General features: G+C 70.0%; 15 protein-coding genes. 2 read left to right on the top strand and 13 right to left on the bottom strand.

Going from position 1 to position 14,784, the window contains the following annotated elements:
• Positions 1-118 precede the first annotated feature (118 nt).
• Positions 119-616: a transcriptional regulator BldD gene (gene bldD / locus ACIB24_RS17690; RefSeq protein WP_398283074.1), complete on the top strand. Its 498-nt coding sequence runs from the start codon at positions 119-121 to the stop codon at positions 614-616.
• 77 nt (positions 617-693) lie between these two features.
• On the opposite strand, the gene nusB is transcribed toward bldD, so the two are convergent.
• Together nusB and efp are read right to left on the bottom strand one after the other, a co-directional pair.
• Positions 694-1,110, bottom strand: coding sequence for a transcription antitermination factor NusB (gene nusB / locus ACIB24_RS17685; RefSeq protein ID WP_398283072.1), 417 nt, complete (start codon positions 1,108-1,110; stop codon positions 694-696).
• On the bottom strand, positions 1,111-1,674 hold the full coding sequence (gene efp / locus ACIB24_RS17680) for an elongation factor P (RefSeq protein WP_398283070.1): 564 nt from the start codon (positions 1,672-1,674) through the stop codon (positions 1,111-1,113).
• 240 nt (positions 1,675-1,914) lie between these two features.
• Here efp and ACIB24_RS17675 point away from each other — a divergent pair, with 240 nt between their 5' ends.
• Positions 1,915-2,883 (top strand): alpha/beta fold hydrolase, encoded by a 969-nt coding sequence (locus ACIB24_RS17675; RefSeq protein ID WP_398283068.1) that lies wholly within the window; start codon positions 1,915-1,917, stop codon positions 2,881-2,883.
• A gap of 97 nt (positions 2,884-2,980) precedes the next feature.
• Here the strand turns inward: ACIB24_RS17675 and aroB are convergent, their stop codons facing one another.
• The 11 genes from aroB to ACIB24_RS17620 all read right to left on the bottom strand — a co-directional run bounded on the left by aroB (position 2,981) and on the right by ACIB24_RS17620 (position 14,651).
• Positions 2,981-4,078 (bottom strand): 3-dehydroquinate synthase, encoded by a 1,098-nt coding sequence (gene aroB, locus ACIB24_RS17670; protein ID WP_398283066.1) that lies wholly within the window; start codon positions 4,076-4,078, stop codon positions 2,981-2,983.
• Positions 4,075-4,602 (bottom strand): shikimate kinase, encoded by a 528-nt coding sequence (locus ACIB24_RS17665; RefSeq protein ID WP_398283064.1) that lies wholly within the window; start codon positions 4,600-4,602, stop codon positions 4,075-4,077. The genes aroB and ACIB24_RS17665 overlap by 4 nt, the downstream gene beginning before the upstream one ends.
• Before the next feature lie 10 nt (positions 4,603-4,612).
• On the bottom strand, positions 4,613-5,833 hold the full coding sequence (gene aroC, locus ACIB24_RS17660; RefSeq protein ID WP_398283062.1) for a chorismate synthase: 1,221 nt from the start codon (positions 5,831-5,833) through the stop codon (positions 4,613-4,615).
• Between the two features lie 45 nt (positions 5,834-5,878).
• Positions 5,879-6,568, bottom strand: coding sequence for a type 4a pilus biogenesis protein PilO (locus ACIB24_RS17655; RefSeq protein WP_398283060.1), 690 nt, complete (start codon positions 6,566-6,568; stop codon positions 5,879-5,881).
• 1 nt (position 6,569) lies between these two features.
• Positions 6,570-7,424 carry a PilN domain-containing protein gene (locus ACIB24_RS17650; protein ID WP_398283058.1) on the bottom strand — a complete coding sequence of 285 codons (855 nt, stop codon included), beginning with the start codon at positions 7,422-7,424 and terminating at the stop codon, positions 6,570-6,572.
• Between the two features lie 2 nt (positions 7,425-7,426).
• The gene (gene pilM, locus ACIB24_RS17645; protein ID WP_398283057.1) at positions 7,427-8,476 is read right to left on the bottom strand and encodes a type IV pilus assembly protein PilM; all 1,050 of its coding nucleotides are present in this window, start codon (positions 8,474-8,476) and stop codon (positions 7,427-7,429) included.
• Between the two features lie 214 nt (positions 8,477-8,690).
• On the bottom strand, positions 8,691-9,455 hold the full coding sequence (locus ACIB24_RS17640; RefSeq protein WP_398283604.1) for a prepilin peptidase: 765 nt from the start codon (positions 9,453-9,455) through the stop codon (positions 8,691-8,693).
• A gap of 49 nt (positions 9,456-9,504) precedes the next feature.
• A complete protein-coding gene (locus ACIB24_RS17635; RefSeq protein ID WP_398283055.1) occupies positions 9,505-10,818 on the bottom strand; it encodes a carboxypeptidase regulatory-like domain-containing protein in 1,314 nt (437 codons plus the stop codon).
• Positions 10,819-10,840: 22 nt separating this feature from the next.
• Positions 10,841-12,637: a hypothetical protein gene (locus tag ACIB24_RS17630; RefSeq protein ID WP_398283053.1), complete on the bottom strand. Its 1,797-nt coding sequence runs from the start codon at positions 12,635-12,637 to the stop codon at positions 10,841-10,843.
• 71 nt (positions 12,638-12,708) lie between these two features.
• The gene (locus ACIB24_RS17625) at positions 12,709-13,341 is read right to left on the bottom strand and encodes a type II secretion system protein J (protein WP_398283051.1); all 633 of its coding nucleotides are present in this window, start codon (positions 13,339-13,341) and stop codon (positions 12,709-12,711) included.
• Between the two features lie 2 nt (positions 13,342-13,343).
• Entirely contained in the window at positions 13,344-14,651 is a 1,308-nt protein-coding gene (locus tag ACIB24_RS17620) for a hypothetical protein (protein WP_398283049.1), read from the bottom strand.
• Between the last annotated feature and the right edge of the window lie 133 nt (positions 14,652-14,784).

Raw genomic sequence — 14,784 nt, 5'->3', positions numbered from 1 at the left:
AGCCGGTGACCGGGGGTGAGCCTCCCGGGTGCGGCGCCTACGCCGAGTGGCGACTTCAGGGGACTATTTTCGGCATTGTGCTTGACGAAGCCTGTAACTCTCCGTGACCATCGTCGTCATGGCATCTGATTACGCCCGCGCTCTGGGATCCCGCCTCCGCGGCATCCGGACCCAACAGGGTCTGTCCCTCCACGGCGTGGAGGAAAAGTCCGAGGGCCGCTGGAAGGCAGTGGTCGTCGGCTCGTACGAGCGCGGCGACCGTGCGGTCACGGTCCAGCGTCTCGCCGAGCTCGCCGACTTCTACGGCGTCCCCGTCCAGGCGCTCCTGCCGGACGCCGCCCCCACGGGCAGTAGCGAGCCGCCGCCGAAGCTGGTGCTCGACCTCGAGCGCCTGCAGTCGGTGCCGGCCGAGAAGGCCGGCCCACTGGCCCGCTACGCGGCCACCATCCAGGGGCAGCGGGGGGACTACAACGGCAAGGTGCTCTCCATCCGCACCGACGACCTGCGCACCCTCGCGGTGATCTACGACGTCCCGCCGGCCGTGCTGGCGGAGCAGCTGATCACCTGGGGGGTCCTCAACGCGGACGCCCGCCGGGCCGTCGCCGCGGAGGACTGACTCTCCACTTCGTGATCATGGAAGAAAGCGGGGGCGGTTGCGTGCCCGTCACCCGGGTGCGCCGCTTTCTTCCATGATCACGAACGGGGTTCCTTCACCTCGAGCAGGCGGGCCAGCAGGCCGTTGACGAACCCGGGCGAGTCGTCCGTGGACAGCGTCCGCACCAGCTCGACGGCCTCGTCGATGGCGACCGCGTCGGGCACGTCGTCGTTGAAGAGCATCTCCCACGCCCCGAGCCGCAGCACGGCCCGGTCGACCGCCGGCATGCGGTCCAGGGTCCAGCCCTGCGAGTAGGTCGAGAGCAGCTCATCGATCCGCTCCCGCCGCTCGACCACGCCTTCGACCAGCGTCACGGCGTACTCGGGCAGCGGGACGCGCTCGGCCACGGGCTCGGCCAGGCGTTCCTTCACCAGGACCAGGGGCTCCAGCCCGCGCTGGTCGGCCTCGAACAGGACGTCGAGGGCGCGCTTGCGGGCCTTGCTGCGGGCACCCATTCAGTCGTTGACCCGACCCAGGTAGTCGCCGCTGCGGGTGTCGACCTTGACCTTGGTGCCGGTCTCGACGAACAGCGGGACCTGGATCGTGGCGCCGGTCTCGACCGTGGCCGGCTTGGTGCCGCCGGTGGACCGGTCACCCTGCAGACCGGGCTCGGTGTAGGTGATCTCGAGGACCACCGAGGCGGGCAGCTCGATGTACAACGGTGACCCATCGTGAGTGGCGACGACGGCCTCCATGTTCTCCAGGAGGTAACTGGCGGCGTCACCCACAGTGGCCTCGGGGACGGGCAGCTGGTCGTAGGTCTTGGTGTCCATGAACACGAAGTCGCTGCCGTCCTTGTACAGGTACTGCATGTCCCGCTTGTCGACGTTGGCGGTCTCGACCTTGGTGCCGGCGTTGAACGTGCGGTCGACGACCTTGCCGGAGAGCACGCTCTTCAGCTTGGTCCGGACGAACGCGCCGCCCTTGCCGGGCTTGACGTGCTGGAACTCCACCACGGACCACAGCTGGCCGTCGATGTTCAGCACGATGCCGTTCTTCAGGTCGTTCGTCGTCGCCACGTCGCGTTGTCTCTCTTGTCGAGTCCGTTGGGGCCGGTAGAAGTCTGCGCTCATGCTACCGAGAGCCGGGAGGCGGCTCGGACCACCGGTCGTCGAAACACATCGGGCGGCAATCCGGAACCGGCCGTTCGACCGATGCCGGTGAATAGTTCCCGAGTTTCACTCTCATCCCTGACCGGCGTCGTTCGTCCCGTTCGTCGGTCTCCCCTGACCCCACCCTGACGAACGAGGAGATCCGCCATGCGCCGACGCCTGGCCCTGACCACCGGGGCGCTCATCGCCGCCGGGGCCGCCCTGATCGGGACGGCCGTACCCGCGAACGCCTACTACTTCATCGTGTGGGACTGGGGCAGCCAGTTCGTGTCCCACCTGCCCACATCGGCCACCCCGCCGCCCGGCGCCGAGAACGTCTCGGACGGCCACAAGTCGACCTGCAACTGGAAGAACAGCCCCGACAAGCTCCCGCTGATCCTGGTGCACGGCACCTGGGAGCAGCAGTCGGACAACTTCCAGGCGCTGTCGCCGTACTTCAAGAACGAGGGCTTCTGCGTCTACACGTTCAACTACGGCGGCAACCCCGGCGACACCATGTGGGGCTGGAAGTCCATCGCCAACAGCGCCGGTGAGTTCGGCACCTACGTGAACAAGGTGCTGGCGTCGACGGGCGCCACGAAGGTCGACGTCGTGGGCCACTCCCAGGGCGGCATGATGCCCCGCTACTACATCAAGAAGCTGGGCGGCATGAGCAAGGTGAACAAGTTCGTCGGGCTGGCCGCCTCGAACAACGGCACCACGCTGTCGGGTCTGGCCAAGCTGGGCAAGGCGATCGGCATCACCGACCCGCTCTCGAACGTCCAGCCGGCCGCGATCGACCAGACCATCGGCTCGGACTTCCAGAAGGCCATCGACGCCTGCCCCGGCACGACGGCGCTCTACAACGTCTGCAAGGGCGACACGGTGAAGTACTGGTCCATCGAGACCGAGGGCGACCAGGTCGTCACCCCGTACACGAACGCCTTCCTGACCAAGCAGCCCGGCTCGACGACCTCGGTGACCAACATCGACGTCAACAAGCAGTGCCCGCTGGAGCTGGCCGAGCACCTGGGCATGTCCTACAGCCAGAACGTGGCCTCGCGGGCCCTGGTCGCGCTGGCCCCGCTGGGCAACTTCGCGATCTGCAAGACCTCGACGCCCTACTCGGGCGGCTGAGCACTCACCTCGCGGTGATCATGCAGAAACCTCGCGCCCCCAGGCTGGGGCGCGAGGTTTCTGCATGCTGGGCGCGAGGTTTCTGCATGATCACCGCCTAAAGGGTGACCAGGGTGTAGGCCTCTTCCAGTTGCTCGGGCGTCGGGCCCTCGAGACGGCTGACCCGGCCGACGCCGTCCAGGACGACGAACCGCACCGTGTCGCCCCGGTTCTTCTTGTCCCGGCCCATCGCGGCCAGGAGCGCCGGCCACCGGTCGCCCCGGTAGGTGCTGGGCAGACCGAGGTGCCCGACGACGGAGCGGACCCGGGCCACCAGCTCGGGCGGCGTGCGCCCGGCCAACCGGCCCAGCTCGGCCGCGTAGACCATGCCCACCGCGACCGCCTCGCCGTGCCGCCAGCCGAAGTGCTCGACCTGCTCGACGGCGTGGCCGAAGGTGTGGCCGAAGTTGAGGATCTCCCGCAGCCCGGCCTCGCGGAGGTCGTCGGTGACGACGCGGGCCTTCACCGCGACACTGCGCTCGACCAGCTCGCGCAGCTGCGGGCCGTCGACGTCGAGCGCGGCGGCCGGGTCGGCCTCGAACAGGTCGAGGATCGCCTCGTCGGCGATGAACCCGGCCTTGACCACCTCGGCCATCCCGGCCCGCAGGTCGGCCGACGGCAGGGTGCGCAGCGCGGCCAGGTCGCACAGCACGGCCCGCGGGGGGTGGAAGGCGCCGACCAGGTTCTTGCCCTCGGCGGTGTTGATGCCGGTCTTGCCGCCGACGGCCGCGTCGACCATGCCGAGCAGGGTCGTCGGCACCTGGACGACGGGCACCCCGCGCAGCCAGGTGGCCGCGACGAACCCGGCGAGGTCGGTGACCGCTCCCCCACCGAGCCCGACGATCGCGTCGCTGCGGGTGAACCCGGCCCGGCCCAGCTCACCCCAGCAGCCGGCCAGGACCTCGACGGTCTTGGCGCCCTCGGCGTCCGGCACCTCGGCGGTCAGGGGTCGGAAACCGTGCTCCTGCAACGCGTCCCGCAGATCGTGGGCGGTGGAGCGCAGGGCCCGCGGATGGACCAGGAAGACCCGGCGGACGCCGCCACCCAGGGCCTGCGGCAGCAGGCCGAGCAGCCCCGAACCGATGAGGACGTCGTACCGGCCGGGTTCGCCGTCCCGCCCCACCGGCACCGTGGTCGCCGTCGTCCCCGTGCTCATGAGGTCGCCTCCTGCTCAGTCAGCTCCGCCAGCGCCGCCTGCACCGCGTCCGCGACCTCCTCGACGCCGAGCCCGTCGGTGGCCACCCGGACGGTGGCCACCTCGGTGTACACCGGGCGACGGGCGTCCATCATGATCGTCCACTGCGCGCGGGGGTTGCCGATCAGCAGCGGCCGGTCGCGGTTGAGGCCGATGCGGGCGGCGGCGTCGGTGATCCGGACGTCGAGGAAGACGACCGTGTGCCCGCGCAGCGCCTCCTGGGTGCGCGGGTCGAGGACGGCTCCCCCACCCAGCGCCAGCACGCCGTCGTGCTCCTCGAGGGCTCGCACGACGGCCGCGTGCTCGAGCTCGCGGAAGGCCGGTTCGCCGTCGTCCACGAAGATCTCGCTGATCGTGCGCCCCTGCGCCGCCTCGACGTCGGCGTCGGTGTCGCGCACCTGCTGGCCGAGTCGCTGCGCGAGAACCCGCGCCACGGTGGACTTCCCGGCTCCCGGGGGGCCGATGATCACCACGGACGGGCTCACGGCTGATCGCTCACGGCTGCTCGATCCGGGTACGCATCGACTCGGGGATCGCGGCCAGGTAGCCCTCCACGTTGCGACGGGTCTCGGCCACCGAGTCACCCCCGAACTTCTCGCTCACGGCCTCGGCCAGGACCAGCGCAACCATCGCCTCCGCCACGACCCCGGCGGCCGGCACCGCGCAGACGTCGGAGCGCTGGTGGTTCGCGACCGCCGTCTCGCCGGTGGCCACGTCCACGGTGTCGAGCGCCTGCGGCACCGTCGCGATCGGCTTCATCGCCGCGCGCACCCGCAGCACGTCGCCCGTGCTCATCCCGCCCTCGGTGCCGCCGGCCCGGCCCGTGCGGCGCCGCAGCACGCGCCCCTGCCCCGGCTCGTCACCGAACTCGATCTCGTCGTGTGCGACAGACCCCCGGCGGGCGGCGGTGCGGAAACCGTCGCCGACCTCGACACCCTTGATCGCCTGGATGCCCATCAGGGCCCCGGCCAGCCGCGAGTCGAGCCGGCGGTCCCAGTGCACGTGACTGCCCAGCCCGGGCGGGACGCCGTAGGCCAGGACCTCGACCACTCCGCCGAGCGTGTCGCCGTCCTTGTGGCACTGGTCGACCTCGGCCACCATCGCCGCCGACGTCTCCGGGTCGAAGCAGCGCAGCGGGTCGGCGTCCAGCGCCTGGACGTCGTGCGGGTGCGGCAGCGGGACGTCGTCGGGCGTCGCGACCGGGCCGATCTGCACGGTGTGGCTGACCAGCTCGATGCCCGCCACCTGCTCGAGGTACTTCGCCGCTACCGCACCGAGGGCGACCCGGGCCGCGGTCTCGCGCGCCGAGGCCCGCTCCAGCACCGGACGGGCCTCGGTCAGGGCGTACTTCTGCATGCCGACCAGGTCGGCGTGGCCCGGGCGGGGCCGGGTCAGGGCGCCGTTGCGGCCCGTGTCCTTCAGGAGCGAGGGGTCGACCGGGTCGGCCGACATCACCGTCTCCCACTTGGGCCACTCGGTGTTGCCGATCTCCACGGCCACCGGGCCGCCCATGGTCCGCCCGTGCCGGACGCCGCCGACCACGCGGACCTCGTCCTGCTCGAACTTCATCCGGGCGCCCCGGCCGTAGCCCAGCCGGCGGCGGGCCAGCGCCGCCCGCAGGTCGTCCGACGTCACGGACACCCCGGCCGGCAGGCCCTCCAGGACTCCGACCAGCAGCGGACCGTGCGACTCACCCGCCGTCAGCCAACGCACCATGCCCCAATCCTTGCACGCACGGGCGCCCGGTCCGGCAGGTGGCCGTCAGGAGGACTGGGCGAGCTTGCTGGTCTCCTTCTTGACGTCGGCCAGGGTCGTCGTCCCGTCCAGGAGCACGTAGACCTTGCCCGTCAGCGTCATCGAGATGTTCGTCGCGGTGGGGTCCGCCGTGTCGGCCGCCGTCGGGTCCGGCGTGCCGGACCCGGAACTCGCTCCGGCCGCCAGCTGGATGCCGCTGACGAAGAACGACCGGGTCATGGTCGTCTGAAGCGACTTCAGGAACAGCGAGGACTCGAAGAAGTCCCCGTTGGTCTGCAGCGACAGCGGGATCTCGACGAGCACCGGCTGGGAGGTCGACGCGGAGGCCGCCGTCCCGCCGGTCGCCGTGGACACCGTCGGGGTGCCCGGGGTCAGGCCGAGCAGCTGCACCCCCGAGGAGGAGGCGTAGCCCGAGACGTCCTTGACCAGCTGGGGCATCTGGGCCGACGACGGCATCTGGCTGCGGATGGTGCTCAGCTGCGCCTTCTTCTTGGCCAGGTCCGCGAACTGGGACTTCAGCTGCGCCACCTTGGTCTGCTGCACCTGGACGTCGTTCTGGGCGGCCTCCGCCTGCATCCGCAGGTCCGACGCCTTCGTCCGGCTCGGGTCGACGAGCAGGAACCAGGTGGCGGCCAGGATCAGCACGCCGGCGACGGCCGTGGCCGCCCACCACCGCTGGGTACGGGTCTTCAGCATCTCAGCTGGCCTCCTTGTCGAAGCGGTGCGAGAGGGCCTCCGCGTTGATCACCGCGGTGGTCGTGAAGCTCACCGACCCGGCCGTGGCCGCGTCGCCGGTGCCGGCCGCTGTCGCGCTGACCAGCGTGACGTCGGAGACCCCGGTCACGGTCGCCATCGCGTTCAGGAAGTCGGCGACCGCCGAGTAGGACGTCGCGAGGCCTCCGACCTGCAGCGACCCGATCCCCGAGGTGCCCAGGACGCCGGCGCTGGTGGTGGTCGTCGACGAGGAGCCGCTCGAACCGTCCGAACCCGAGGACGACGAGGAGGACGAGGACGACGACTCGGACCCGGAGTCCGCGGACCCCGAGGACCCGGAGGAGCCCGCGGAGTCCGTGCCCTGGCTGAGCGTGGCGTTCACGAGGGTGAGCGTCACGCCCGAGGGCAGCGACCCCTGCATGTCGTTGACGTAGCGGTACCAGAGCACGTCCTGCGAGAGGGCCGCGGAGCGCGCGTCGTAGGCGGCCGACAGTTGGGCCTCCAGCTTCGGCACGTCGGCGTACTTGTTCTGCGCCGAGATCGCGGCCTGCTTCTGGGCGTTGGCGGTGTCGAGGTCCGACTGGGCGTCCGACACGGCCGACCGGCTCCACAGGGTCCCGGCCGCGGCGAGGACGAGGATGCCGGCCAGCGTGCCGATCACCATCCGCCGCGTCCGGCCGAACCGGCGGGTGGCGACGATCTCCAGCGGCAGCAGGTCGACCCTGGCCATGGACGAGATCGGCAGGGGCGACGACGCGACACCCTCGAGGGCGCCGTCGGGCGCCGGGACGCCGGGGGCGGCCGTGTCGAGGTCGGCGGGGGCCTGCAGCTGGTCCATCATCAGATCGCTCCCAGGGCCAGGCCGACCGGCACGGCGGCCAGCGGCTTGATGAACTCCAGCTGGCTCTCCTCGAGCCCGGTCCGGCCGACGTGCAGCGGGCTCAGCGGGTCGCCGAGCACCACCGGGCGGCCGAGCGCCGCGCTCAACCGGTCGACGAGACCGGCCAGCTGGGAACCGCCGCCGGAGAGGACGATCCGTTCGATCATCGGCCCGGCGTTCGAGGCGGCGTAGTAGTCGAGGGAGCCGCGGACCTCGTCGACGAAGTCCTGCGAACTCTGGGCGACCGAGTCCTCGATGGTCGCGGACTCGGCGCCGTTCTGCAGCCGGGCCAGCTCCTGCTTCATGGCCTCCGCGGTGTCCTGCGGAACGCCCAGGCTCTCGGAGACGGCGTCGGTCACGTCCTGGCCGCCCATCAGGAGGATGCGGACGAAGTGGGGTACGCCCGCGCTGTGCACGACGACGTTGGTCACGCGGGCGCCGACGTCCACCAGGGCTTCGGTGCCCACCGTGAGGTCGGTCTGGCGGCCCATCGAGCGCAGCACCGCGAAGGACGACAGGTCGACGCTCTCGACGTGCAGGCCGGCGGCCTCGACGCAGCGGACGCTGTTCAGGACGGAGTCGCGGTCGGCGGCGACCAGCAGGCCGCGCAGCATCCGCGCCCCGGAGGGGTCGAAGAACTCCTCCATCGGGAAGAAGTCGGTGACCGACTGCTCGACGTCGAAGGGCAGCACGTCCTGCACCTGGAAGGCCAGGCTCTCGCGCAGCTCGGCCCGCTCCATCCAGGGCAGCTCCAGGCGCCGGACGACGACCCGCTGGTTGGCGACGCCGATCATCACCTTCTTGCCGCCGAACCCGGTGGCCGCCCAGAGGTGCTTCAGAGCCTCCGCGACCCGGTCGGGGTCGACGACCTCGCCGTCTCGCACCGCGCCGTCCGGCAGCACGACCTGGCCGAACCGCTCCAGCGTCGTCCCTGACCGGCTGAACGACAGCTCCGCGGCCCGGACCACCGATGTCCCGATGTCCAGGCCGATCGCCGTGCGTCGTGCCATCTTGTGCGGCCTCCCTGTTCGTCCGTGGGTGAGGCCCGGCCGCCGATCGGTTGCCAGGCGGATGTCACCCAAAGGCAGGATCGGGCGGCGTGGAAGGTGGCTTTACGATTCGCCCCGGCCCCGGGGCCGCTGGCCGGGCGAGTTCCCTCGAACGGGCTAAGGGTGGTTCAGGGCCGAGCTGCGGGCCGAGCTGCGGGCCGAGCGGAGGCCTCGATCAGAGACCCATCGAGCGCAGGTACCAGTCCGCGACGGGCCCACCCACGACGAGGCCGACCCAGGCGCCGGCGATCATGTACGGGCCGAACGGGATCTGGCTCTTGCGGGTGGCCAGCCCGAGCGCCATCAGGGTGATGCCCAGCACCCCGCCGAGGACGAAGCCCGCCATCCAGCCGACGAAGGCCTGCCCCACGCCGAACCAGCCCAGGTAGAGGCCGAGGACACCGGAGAACTTCACGTCGCCGAAGCCCATCCCCTGCGGGTACAGGAACCAGAGCAGGAAGTAGCAGAGCCAGAAGCCGGCGCCGCAGGCCAGCGCGCGCAGCAGGGCGGACAGCTGGTCGTCCGCGACGGAGGGCAGGACGAGCAGCACCAGCCCGACGCCGTAGGAGGGCAGCGTGAGCGCATCCGGCAGCCGGTAGTGCTCGAGGTCGATCGCGGCCAGCGCGATGCACACCGCGACCAGGTACAGCAGGGCCGGCAGCACCCAGAGCGTGACGTCACCCGGGCCCGCCACCCACCCGGCGACGGCCGCGAACGACACCGCGGTGAACGCCTCGATCACCGGGTAGCGCACGCCGATCGGCGCCCCGCAGCACCGGGCCCGGCCGCGCAGCAGCAGCCAGGACAGGACGGGGACGTTGTCCCGGGGCGCCACGGGTTCACCACAGACGCACGTGCTGCCCGGTCGGACCACCGAAAGTCCTTGCGGTACCCGGACTATCACGACGTTGAGAAACGACCCGATGAGCAGGCCGAGCACGCCGCACGCGGCTACGAGCACCAGGGTCACGTCGGTCAGGCTAGTGGCATCAGCAGCTGCCGCCGGTGAACAGACCACTCAACATCTTGGTGATCTGGGCATCGACGTCGATGAACGTGTACCCGGTCGAGGCGGACGTCAGGTTGGCCGTGACGCACATGTCGGTCAGCCCCGGGATGGACAGGATCACGCCCAGCTCGTTCCAGGGCACCATGATGACCCACTTGCCCAGCGGCAGGTACGCCTTGTTGTCGCCGATCAGCGAGAACATGTACCCGATCTTGAACGTCGTGCCGACCGTGCAGCTGAAGTCCCCGGAACCCGTGGCGGGCCCCTTGTAGACGGCCGTGACGGCACCGATGCCCTTGATCGTGGTGATGCCCGCGACCTGCACCCCGGCCGTCGGGATCTGCAGCGTCTGCGAGGTCGGCACCCCGCTGCTCATGTCCTTGGACCCGAGGGTGCACTTGCCCGACGTCACCGTGTAGGTGGCCGGGTACAGGCCCGTCACGCTGCCCGGGATGCTGACGGTCTTCGACCCCTTGGTGCCCGAGACCGTGGCCGTCTTGAGCTCGAGAGGGAGCTGGTCGTCGTCCGCCTTGGACAGCGTCTGCCCCGAGTTGTCGACGTACTTGATGGCCAGGGACACGCCCTGGTCGTAGCCCATCGAAACCGTCGAGACGGTGTCCTTGGTGACGTTCACCGGGTCGCTGGTGGTGTGCTGGCTGCCGTCGCCGCCGACGTAGCCGGCCTGGTCGAGGACGACCGTGTACGTGCCCGGCGGCAGGTTCGTGAAGATGACACAGCCGTTGCTGTCCGTCGTCAGCACGTTGCCGTTGCTGAGCTGGACGGGCAGGTTCGGGACGGGGTTGCCGGACGAGTCGATGATGGTCACCGCCAGGCCCCCGGTGCCGGACGCCGTCCCGCGCACCACCGTGTCCGAGCGGACCGGCCGGACGCTGCCCATGCTGGGCCAGGTGACGTTGACGGTGACCAGCTTGTAGACGGCCGGCAGGGTCGCCGAGGAGCAGGTCACCAGCGTGGCGGAGGCCGTGGACGTCGTCACGGTCTGCGCGATCGTGTAGGTCACCTTGCCGACCACGCGGGTGGTGGTCTCCGAGGCCACCGAGGCCGCCTGGCTGCGGGCCATCTCGATCTGGCTCGAGGCCAGGCTCGCGGCGACCACGCGGGAGCGGTTGTCGGTCACCCCGCCCGTGGTGCTCGCCATCACCGAGACCGTGGCCGGGACCATGATCGCGAACAGCACCATCGCGACGACGACCTCGATGATCCCGAACCCGCCGTCGTCACCCGTGCCCGGACGCCCCGCCGACAGCCTTCTCTTCCTGAGAAACGCTCGCACTCCATGCCTTTCGCGCATCGCCCTATCCGTCCGTGAGTCGGGTCAGCGACCAGGTCGCCAGTCCCGGGTCGATGAAGTACGGCGGGACCTGGTTGGGCAGCCGGCTGTCCAGGGTGTAGTTCGCCAGGTAGCCGGTGCTGATGGTCGCGCCGGTGCTCGAGATCGTGGAGATCGGGCCGCGCCACTTCTGCGAGATGGATCCGGTCACGGCCAACCGGTTCGTCGTCGTGGTGCTGATCGCGGCGCCGCGGTTGAAGTTCTGCACCAGGAAGCTGCCGCTGCCGGTCAGGATCGACGCCTGGATGGTCGTCACCGGCGTCGTCAGGAGGTTGGCGTAGGACGAGGAGGTGGTGACCGTCGTGGTCGTCTTGTCGTAGCCGTAGGCCAGGCAGAAGATGAACCACGAGGTGCAGTACTGCGAGCTGCAGGTGATCGTCGTGGTGGTGTTGCCCGTCGTCGACGTGCCCGTGGTGCAGGAGCTGACGCCGGTCTGCGTGGTCGGGCCGACGGTGCTGGTCGTCGTGTTCGCCTTCAGCGGGTGGTAGACCCAGACGTCCTGACCGGCGTTGAGGCCCACCATGTTGGTCGTGGTGTTGGCGGTGGTCAGGTCGCCACCGACCACGATGTCGTTCTCGGTGCCGACGGTGACGTTGCCGTTGACCGTGCCCGAGACGTAGGCCGTGCCGCGGGTGCAGGCGTAGCTCGGGGTGTACTGCACGCCGCCCGTGGCGTCCGTGTAGTACCCGGTGGGGCTGACGTACTCGTTGCTGGCCGGGTAGCCCAACGACCCGCACGACGTGTTGGTCGACGACTGCACGTAGATCACCGGCGGAATGCTCGTGAACGTCTGCGCCGCACTCGCGTTCGTCGCGTTGAAGCAGCCGGTGGTGGTGGTCGTGGTCCCCGGGCTGTAGACGGTGAACGACGTCCCGCTGAACGTGATCTTCGTGGCGCCCTTGTAGAGGCAGCCCGGGCCCGGGTCGCCGCCGTCCGGGCGCGGGTTGACGTCCTTGAGCAGATAGGTGTTGTCCGAGGGCAGGTTGCTGACCACGGTCCCGGTCTGCGACGTCTGGCTCGGCGTACCGGACCCCCAGTACCACTTGCTGGAGGCCCCGGCCCAGGCCGACTTCGGCTTCACGCTGAAGGTCGGGTTGCCCGGGATGTACAGCGGGTCGTTGCTGACGATCTGCCCGGTCACGGCGTCACCGGTCAGCCACGGGATCTCGGGGCACGCGGTGGCGTTGCTCGCCACGCTGTTGCGGCCCGAGCTGGACGCCGTCCCGGCCACCGTGCCGTAGTAGTAGTTGCCGCACTTGCTGTTCGCGGAGGCGAACTGGCTCGGGTCGCCGACCTCGTAGTCGCTGAAGTACGCGTACTGGGGGGTCCACGCGCCGGACGTACCGGTCTTCTGCAGCTGGGCGCGTAGCACCCGCTTCACGACCTTGCCGGTGGCGCTGGGGCTGCTGATCCCCGTGACCTCCAGCTGGATCGGGTTACCGGCGTCGATGTCGGAGATGCTGTTCAGCACCCGGTACGAGTACTTGGCCCCGCTCGTGTTGCCCGGCAGGTACGTGCCGGCCGTGTCGAACGCGGAGTTGGTGGAGTCGACGTTGTTCCGCCGCCAGTACTCGGAGTCGTTCTGCAGCCGCCCCAGGTACTCCTCGATCCCGCCCTGGGCGGCGGCCACGGCGGCCTTGGAGTCCTGGTCGGCCCGCGACGGGACGCTGTTCTGGATCACGGCCGCCAGGCTGACCGTCATGAAGAGCATCAGCACCGACATCGAGATGAGGACGAGCATCATCGCGAAGCCGGCGTCCATGTCCTCACCCGGAACGTGCCGAGCCCGCAGCCGCCCCACCGTGAACCTCCCTGAGTTCTTGTGCCCGTCCATCAGCAGCTCGCCAACTGGCAGTTGGTGAGGACCACGCGGTCGCTGACCGTGGCGATCGCCGACCGGCCGCTGCTGTTGGTCTTGGAACCCGTGAGGGTCACCTCGATGCTCTTCACGCTGCGCCGCGTGGCGTCGTCCAGCCCGTACGCCGGCACCGTGAGCGGCGTGGTCGAGCTGCCGCTGGTGTAGTAGCTGAACACCGGGGCCGTGGTGGTGCGCATGACGCACGCGGTCTGCGTGACCCCGGAGACGGTCTGGGTCCGGTTCAGGCAGCCGTTGCTGTACGCGAACGTGACCGTGGTCAGCGCCGTGATCGGGGTGGTGCTCGTGTAGTTGCTGCGGTCGAGGCTGGCGGTGAACGTGATCGTGTCCGACTTGGCCACGGTGATCGCGGCGGTCGCGCCGTCGGGGGCCGCGACCCGCAGGACCCGGCTGATCGCCTCGGCCGCGACCCGCGCCTCGGCGGTGCTGTCCATCGTGCCGTTGAGGAAGCTGGTGGAGCGCATCAGCCCGAGGAAGAGGGCCGTCACCGCGATCGCCAGCACCGAGGTGATGGACATCGCGACCATGAGCTCGACCAGCGTCATCCCGCGGTCGTCGACGGCGCGCCGGCGCCGGATCGCCCTGAACATGCTCAGCACCCCCCGCCGGTCAGCAGGCCGCCGATGACGCTGGAGATGATCACGCCGACGTCGACCAGGATGTCGACGAGCGAGTTCAGGGTCAGGTTCACGTTGATGCAGAACACCGTCAGACCCGGGATCGGGATGAAACCGACCGGGTTCCAGGGGAACTGGAGCTTCCACTCCCCCAGCGGCAGCTGCGCGCTGTGGTCACCGAAGATCGAGAAGACGCTCCCGATGTCGACCGAGGTGTTGGTCGGGCAGGTCACCCCGGAGCCCACGGTGGCGCTCTGGTAATAGGCCTTGATCTGGCCGATCGCGGAGAACGTGGTCAGGTTGGTCAGGCCGACGGTCCGGGTGGGGATGTTGACCGACTGCGACGTGGGACTGCCGCTGGTCATGTCCTTGGTGGCCATGGTGCAGGCGTTGCCGGTGCCGCTCTTGACCGTGTAGACGGCCGGGTACAGGTTGCTGGCCGAGCCCGGCAGGGACACGCTCACCGTCTTGTTCGTGCTGGTCACCTGCCCGGAGCGGAACTCGCTCGGGATCTCGGCCAGCTCGGCGCTGGTCAGGGCGGTGCTGCCGTCGGCGGCCACGTAGTTCATCGCGAGGCTCATCGCGATGTCGTAGGTCATCGAGATCTTGGTGATGGTCTGCGCGGTGACGGTGGCCGACGGGCTGGTCACCGACTGCAGGCCGTTCTGCCCGACGTACCCGGCGCTGTTCAGCGTCGCGGTGTACGAGCCGGGGGTGATGTTCGTGAAGATGACGCAGCCGTTGGCGTCGGTGGTCCCGGTCTGCCCGTTGCTGAGGGTCACCGGGAGGCTGGCCACGGCGCCACCGCTGGAGTTGGTCACGCTGACCGACAGCGCACCCTTGCCGGCGGTGGTGGCCTGGACCAGGGTGTCGGCCCGGACGGGCTGGATACTGCCCATGTTCGGCCAGGTCGCCTTGACGGTGACCAGCTTGTAGAGCACGGGCACCTGCGACGCGGTGGTGCTGCAGGAGATAGTGCTGCCGTTGGCGCTGGCCGTGGTCACGGTCTGGGCGACCGTGTAGGTGACGCTGCCGATCGTCCGCGTCGTGGACGACGCGGAGATGTTGTCGGCCGTCAGGGTCCGGACCTGTTCGATCTGGCTGGCCACGAGGCTGGCCGCGACGACACGCGAGCGGTTGTCCGTGACGCCCGACGTGGTCTTGGCGACCACGGACATGGTGGCCGGCACCATGACGGCGAAGATCGTCATGGCCATGACCACTTCGAGAATGGTGAACCCACTCTCGTCCCCCCGGCTGAACCAGGTACGCAGTCGTGTCATGGCGGTCCCTCTGTCGACGGGGCGGTGGCGGCCGGGGGGGGGCCCCCCCGCCCGCCCCCCCCCCCCAAGAAATCGGGGGGGGGGTATAAAAAAGCGGGGGGGGGCCCCGGGGCGAGCCCCGCGGGGGGCGGGG

The organism is Spongisporangium articulatum, assembly GCF_044465595.1.
GTDB classification, from domain to species: Bacteria; Actinomycetota; Actinomycetes; order Actinomycetales; family Kineosporiaceae; genus Spongisporangium; species Spongisporangium articulatum.
This window is presented reverse-complemented; position numbering and strand designations above follow the sequence as displayed.

Excerpts from the sequence above, each read along its gene's own strand:
- bldD (WP_398283074.1), top strand. The coding sequence starts at position 119 with ATGGCATCTGATTACGCCCGCGCTCTGGGATCCCGCCTCCGCGGCATC.
- nusB (WP_398283072.1), bottom strand. The coding sequence starts at position 1,110 with ATGGGTGCCCGCAGCAAGGCCCGCAAGCGCGCCCTCGACGTCCTGTTC.
- ACIB24_RS17675 (WP_398283068.1), top strand. The coding sequence starts at position 1,915 with ATGCGCCGACGCCTGGCCCTGACCACCGGGGCGCTCATCGCCGCCGGG.
- aroB (WP_398283066.1), bottom strand. The coding sequence starts at position 4,078 with ATGAGCACGGGGACGACGGCGACCACGGTGCCGGTGGGGCGGGACGGC.
- aroC (WP_398283062.1), bottom strand. The coding sequence starts at position 5,833 with ATGGTGCGTTGGCTGACGGCGGGTGAGTCGCACGGTCCGCTGCTGGTC.
- ACIB24_RS17655 (WP_398283060.1), bottom strand. The coding sequence starts at position 6,568 with ATGCTGAAGACCCGTACCCAGCGGTGGTGGGCGGCCACGGCCGTCGCC.
- ACIB24_RS17650 (WP_398283058.1), bottom strand. The coding sequence starts at position 7,424 with ATGGACCAGCTGCAGGCCCCCGCCGACCTCGACACGGCCGCCCCCGGC.
- pilM (WP_398283057.1), bottom strand. The coding sequence starts at position 8,476 with ATGGCACGACGCACGGCGATCGGCCTGGACATCGGGACATCGGTGGTC.
- ACIB24_RS17630 (WP_398283053.1), bottom strand. The coding sequence starts at position 12,637 with ATGGACGCCGGCTTCGCGATGATGCTCGTCCTCATCTCGATGTCGGTG.
- ACIB24_RS17625 (WP_398283051.1), bottom strand. The coding sequence starts at position 13,341 with ATGTTCAGGGCGATCCGGCGCCGGCGCGCCGTCGACGACCGCGGGATG.
- ACIB24_RS17620 (WP_398283049.1), bottom strand. The coding sequence starts at position 14,651 with ATGACACGACTGCGTACCTGGTTCAGCCGGGGGGACGAGAGTGGGTTC.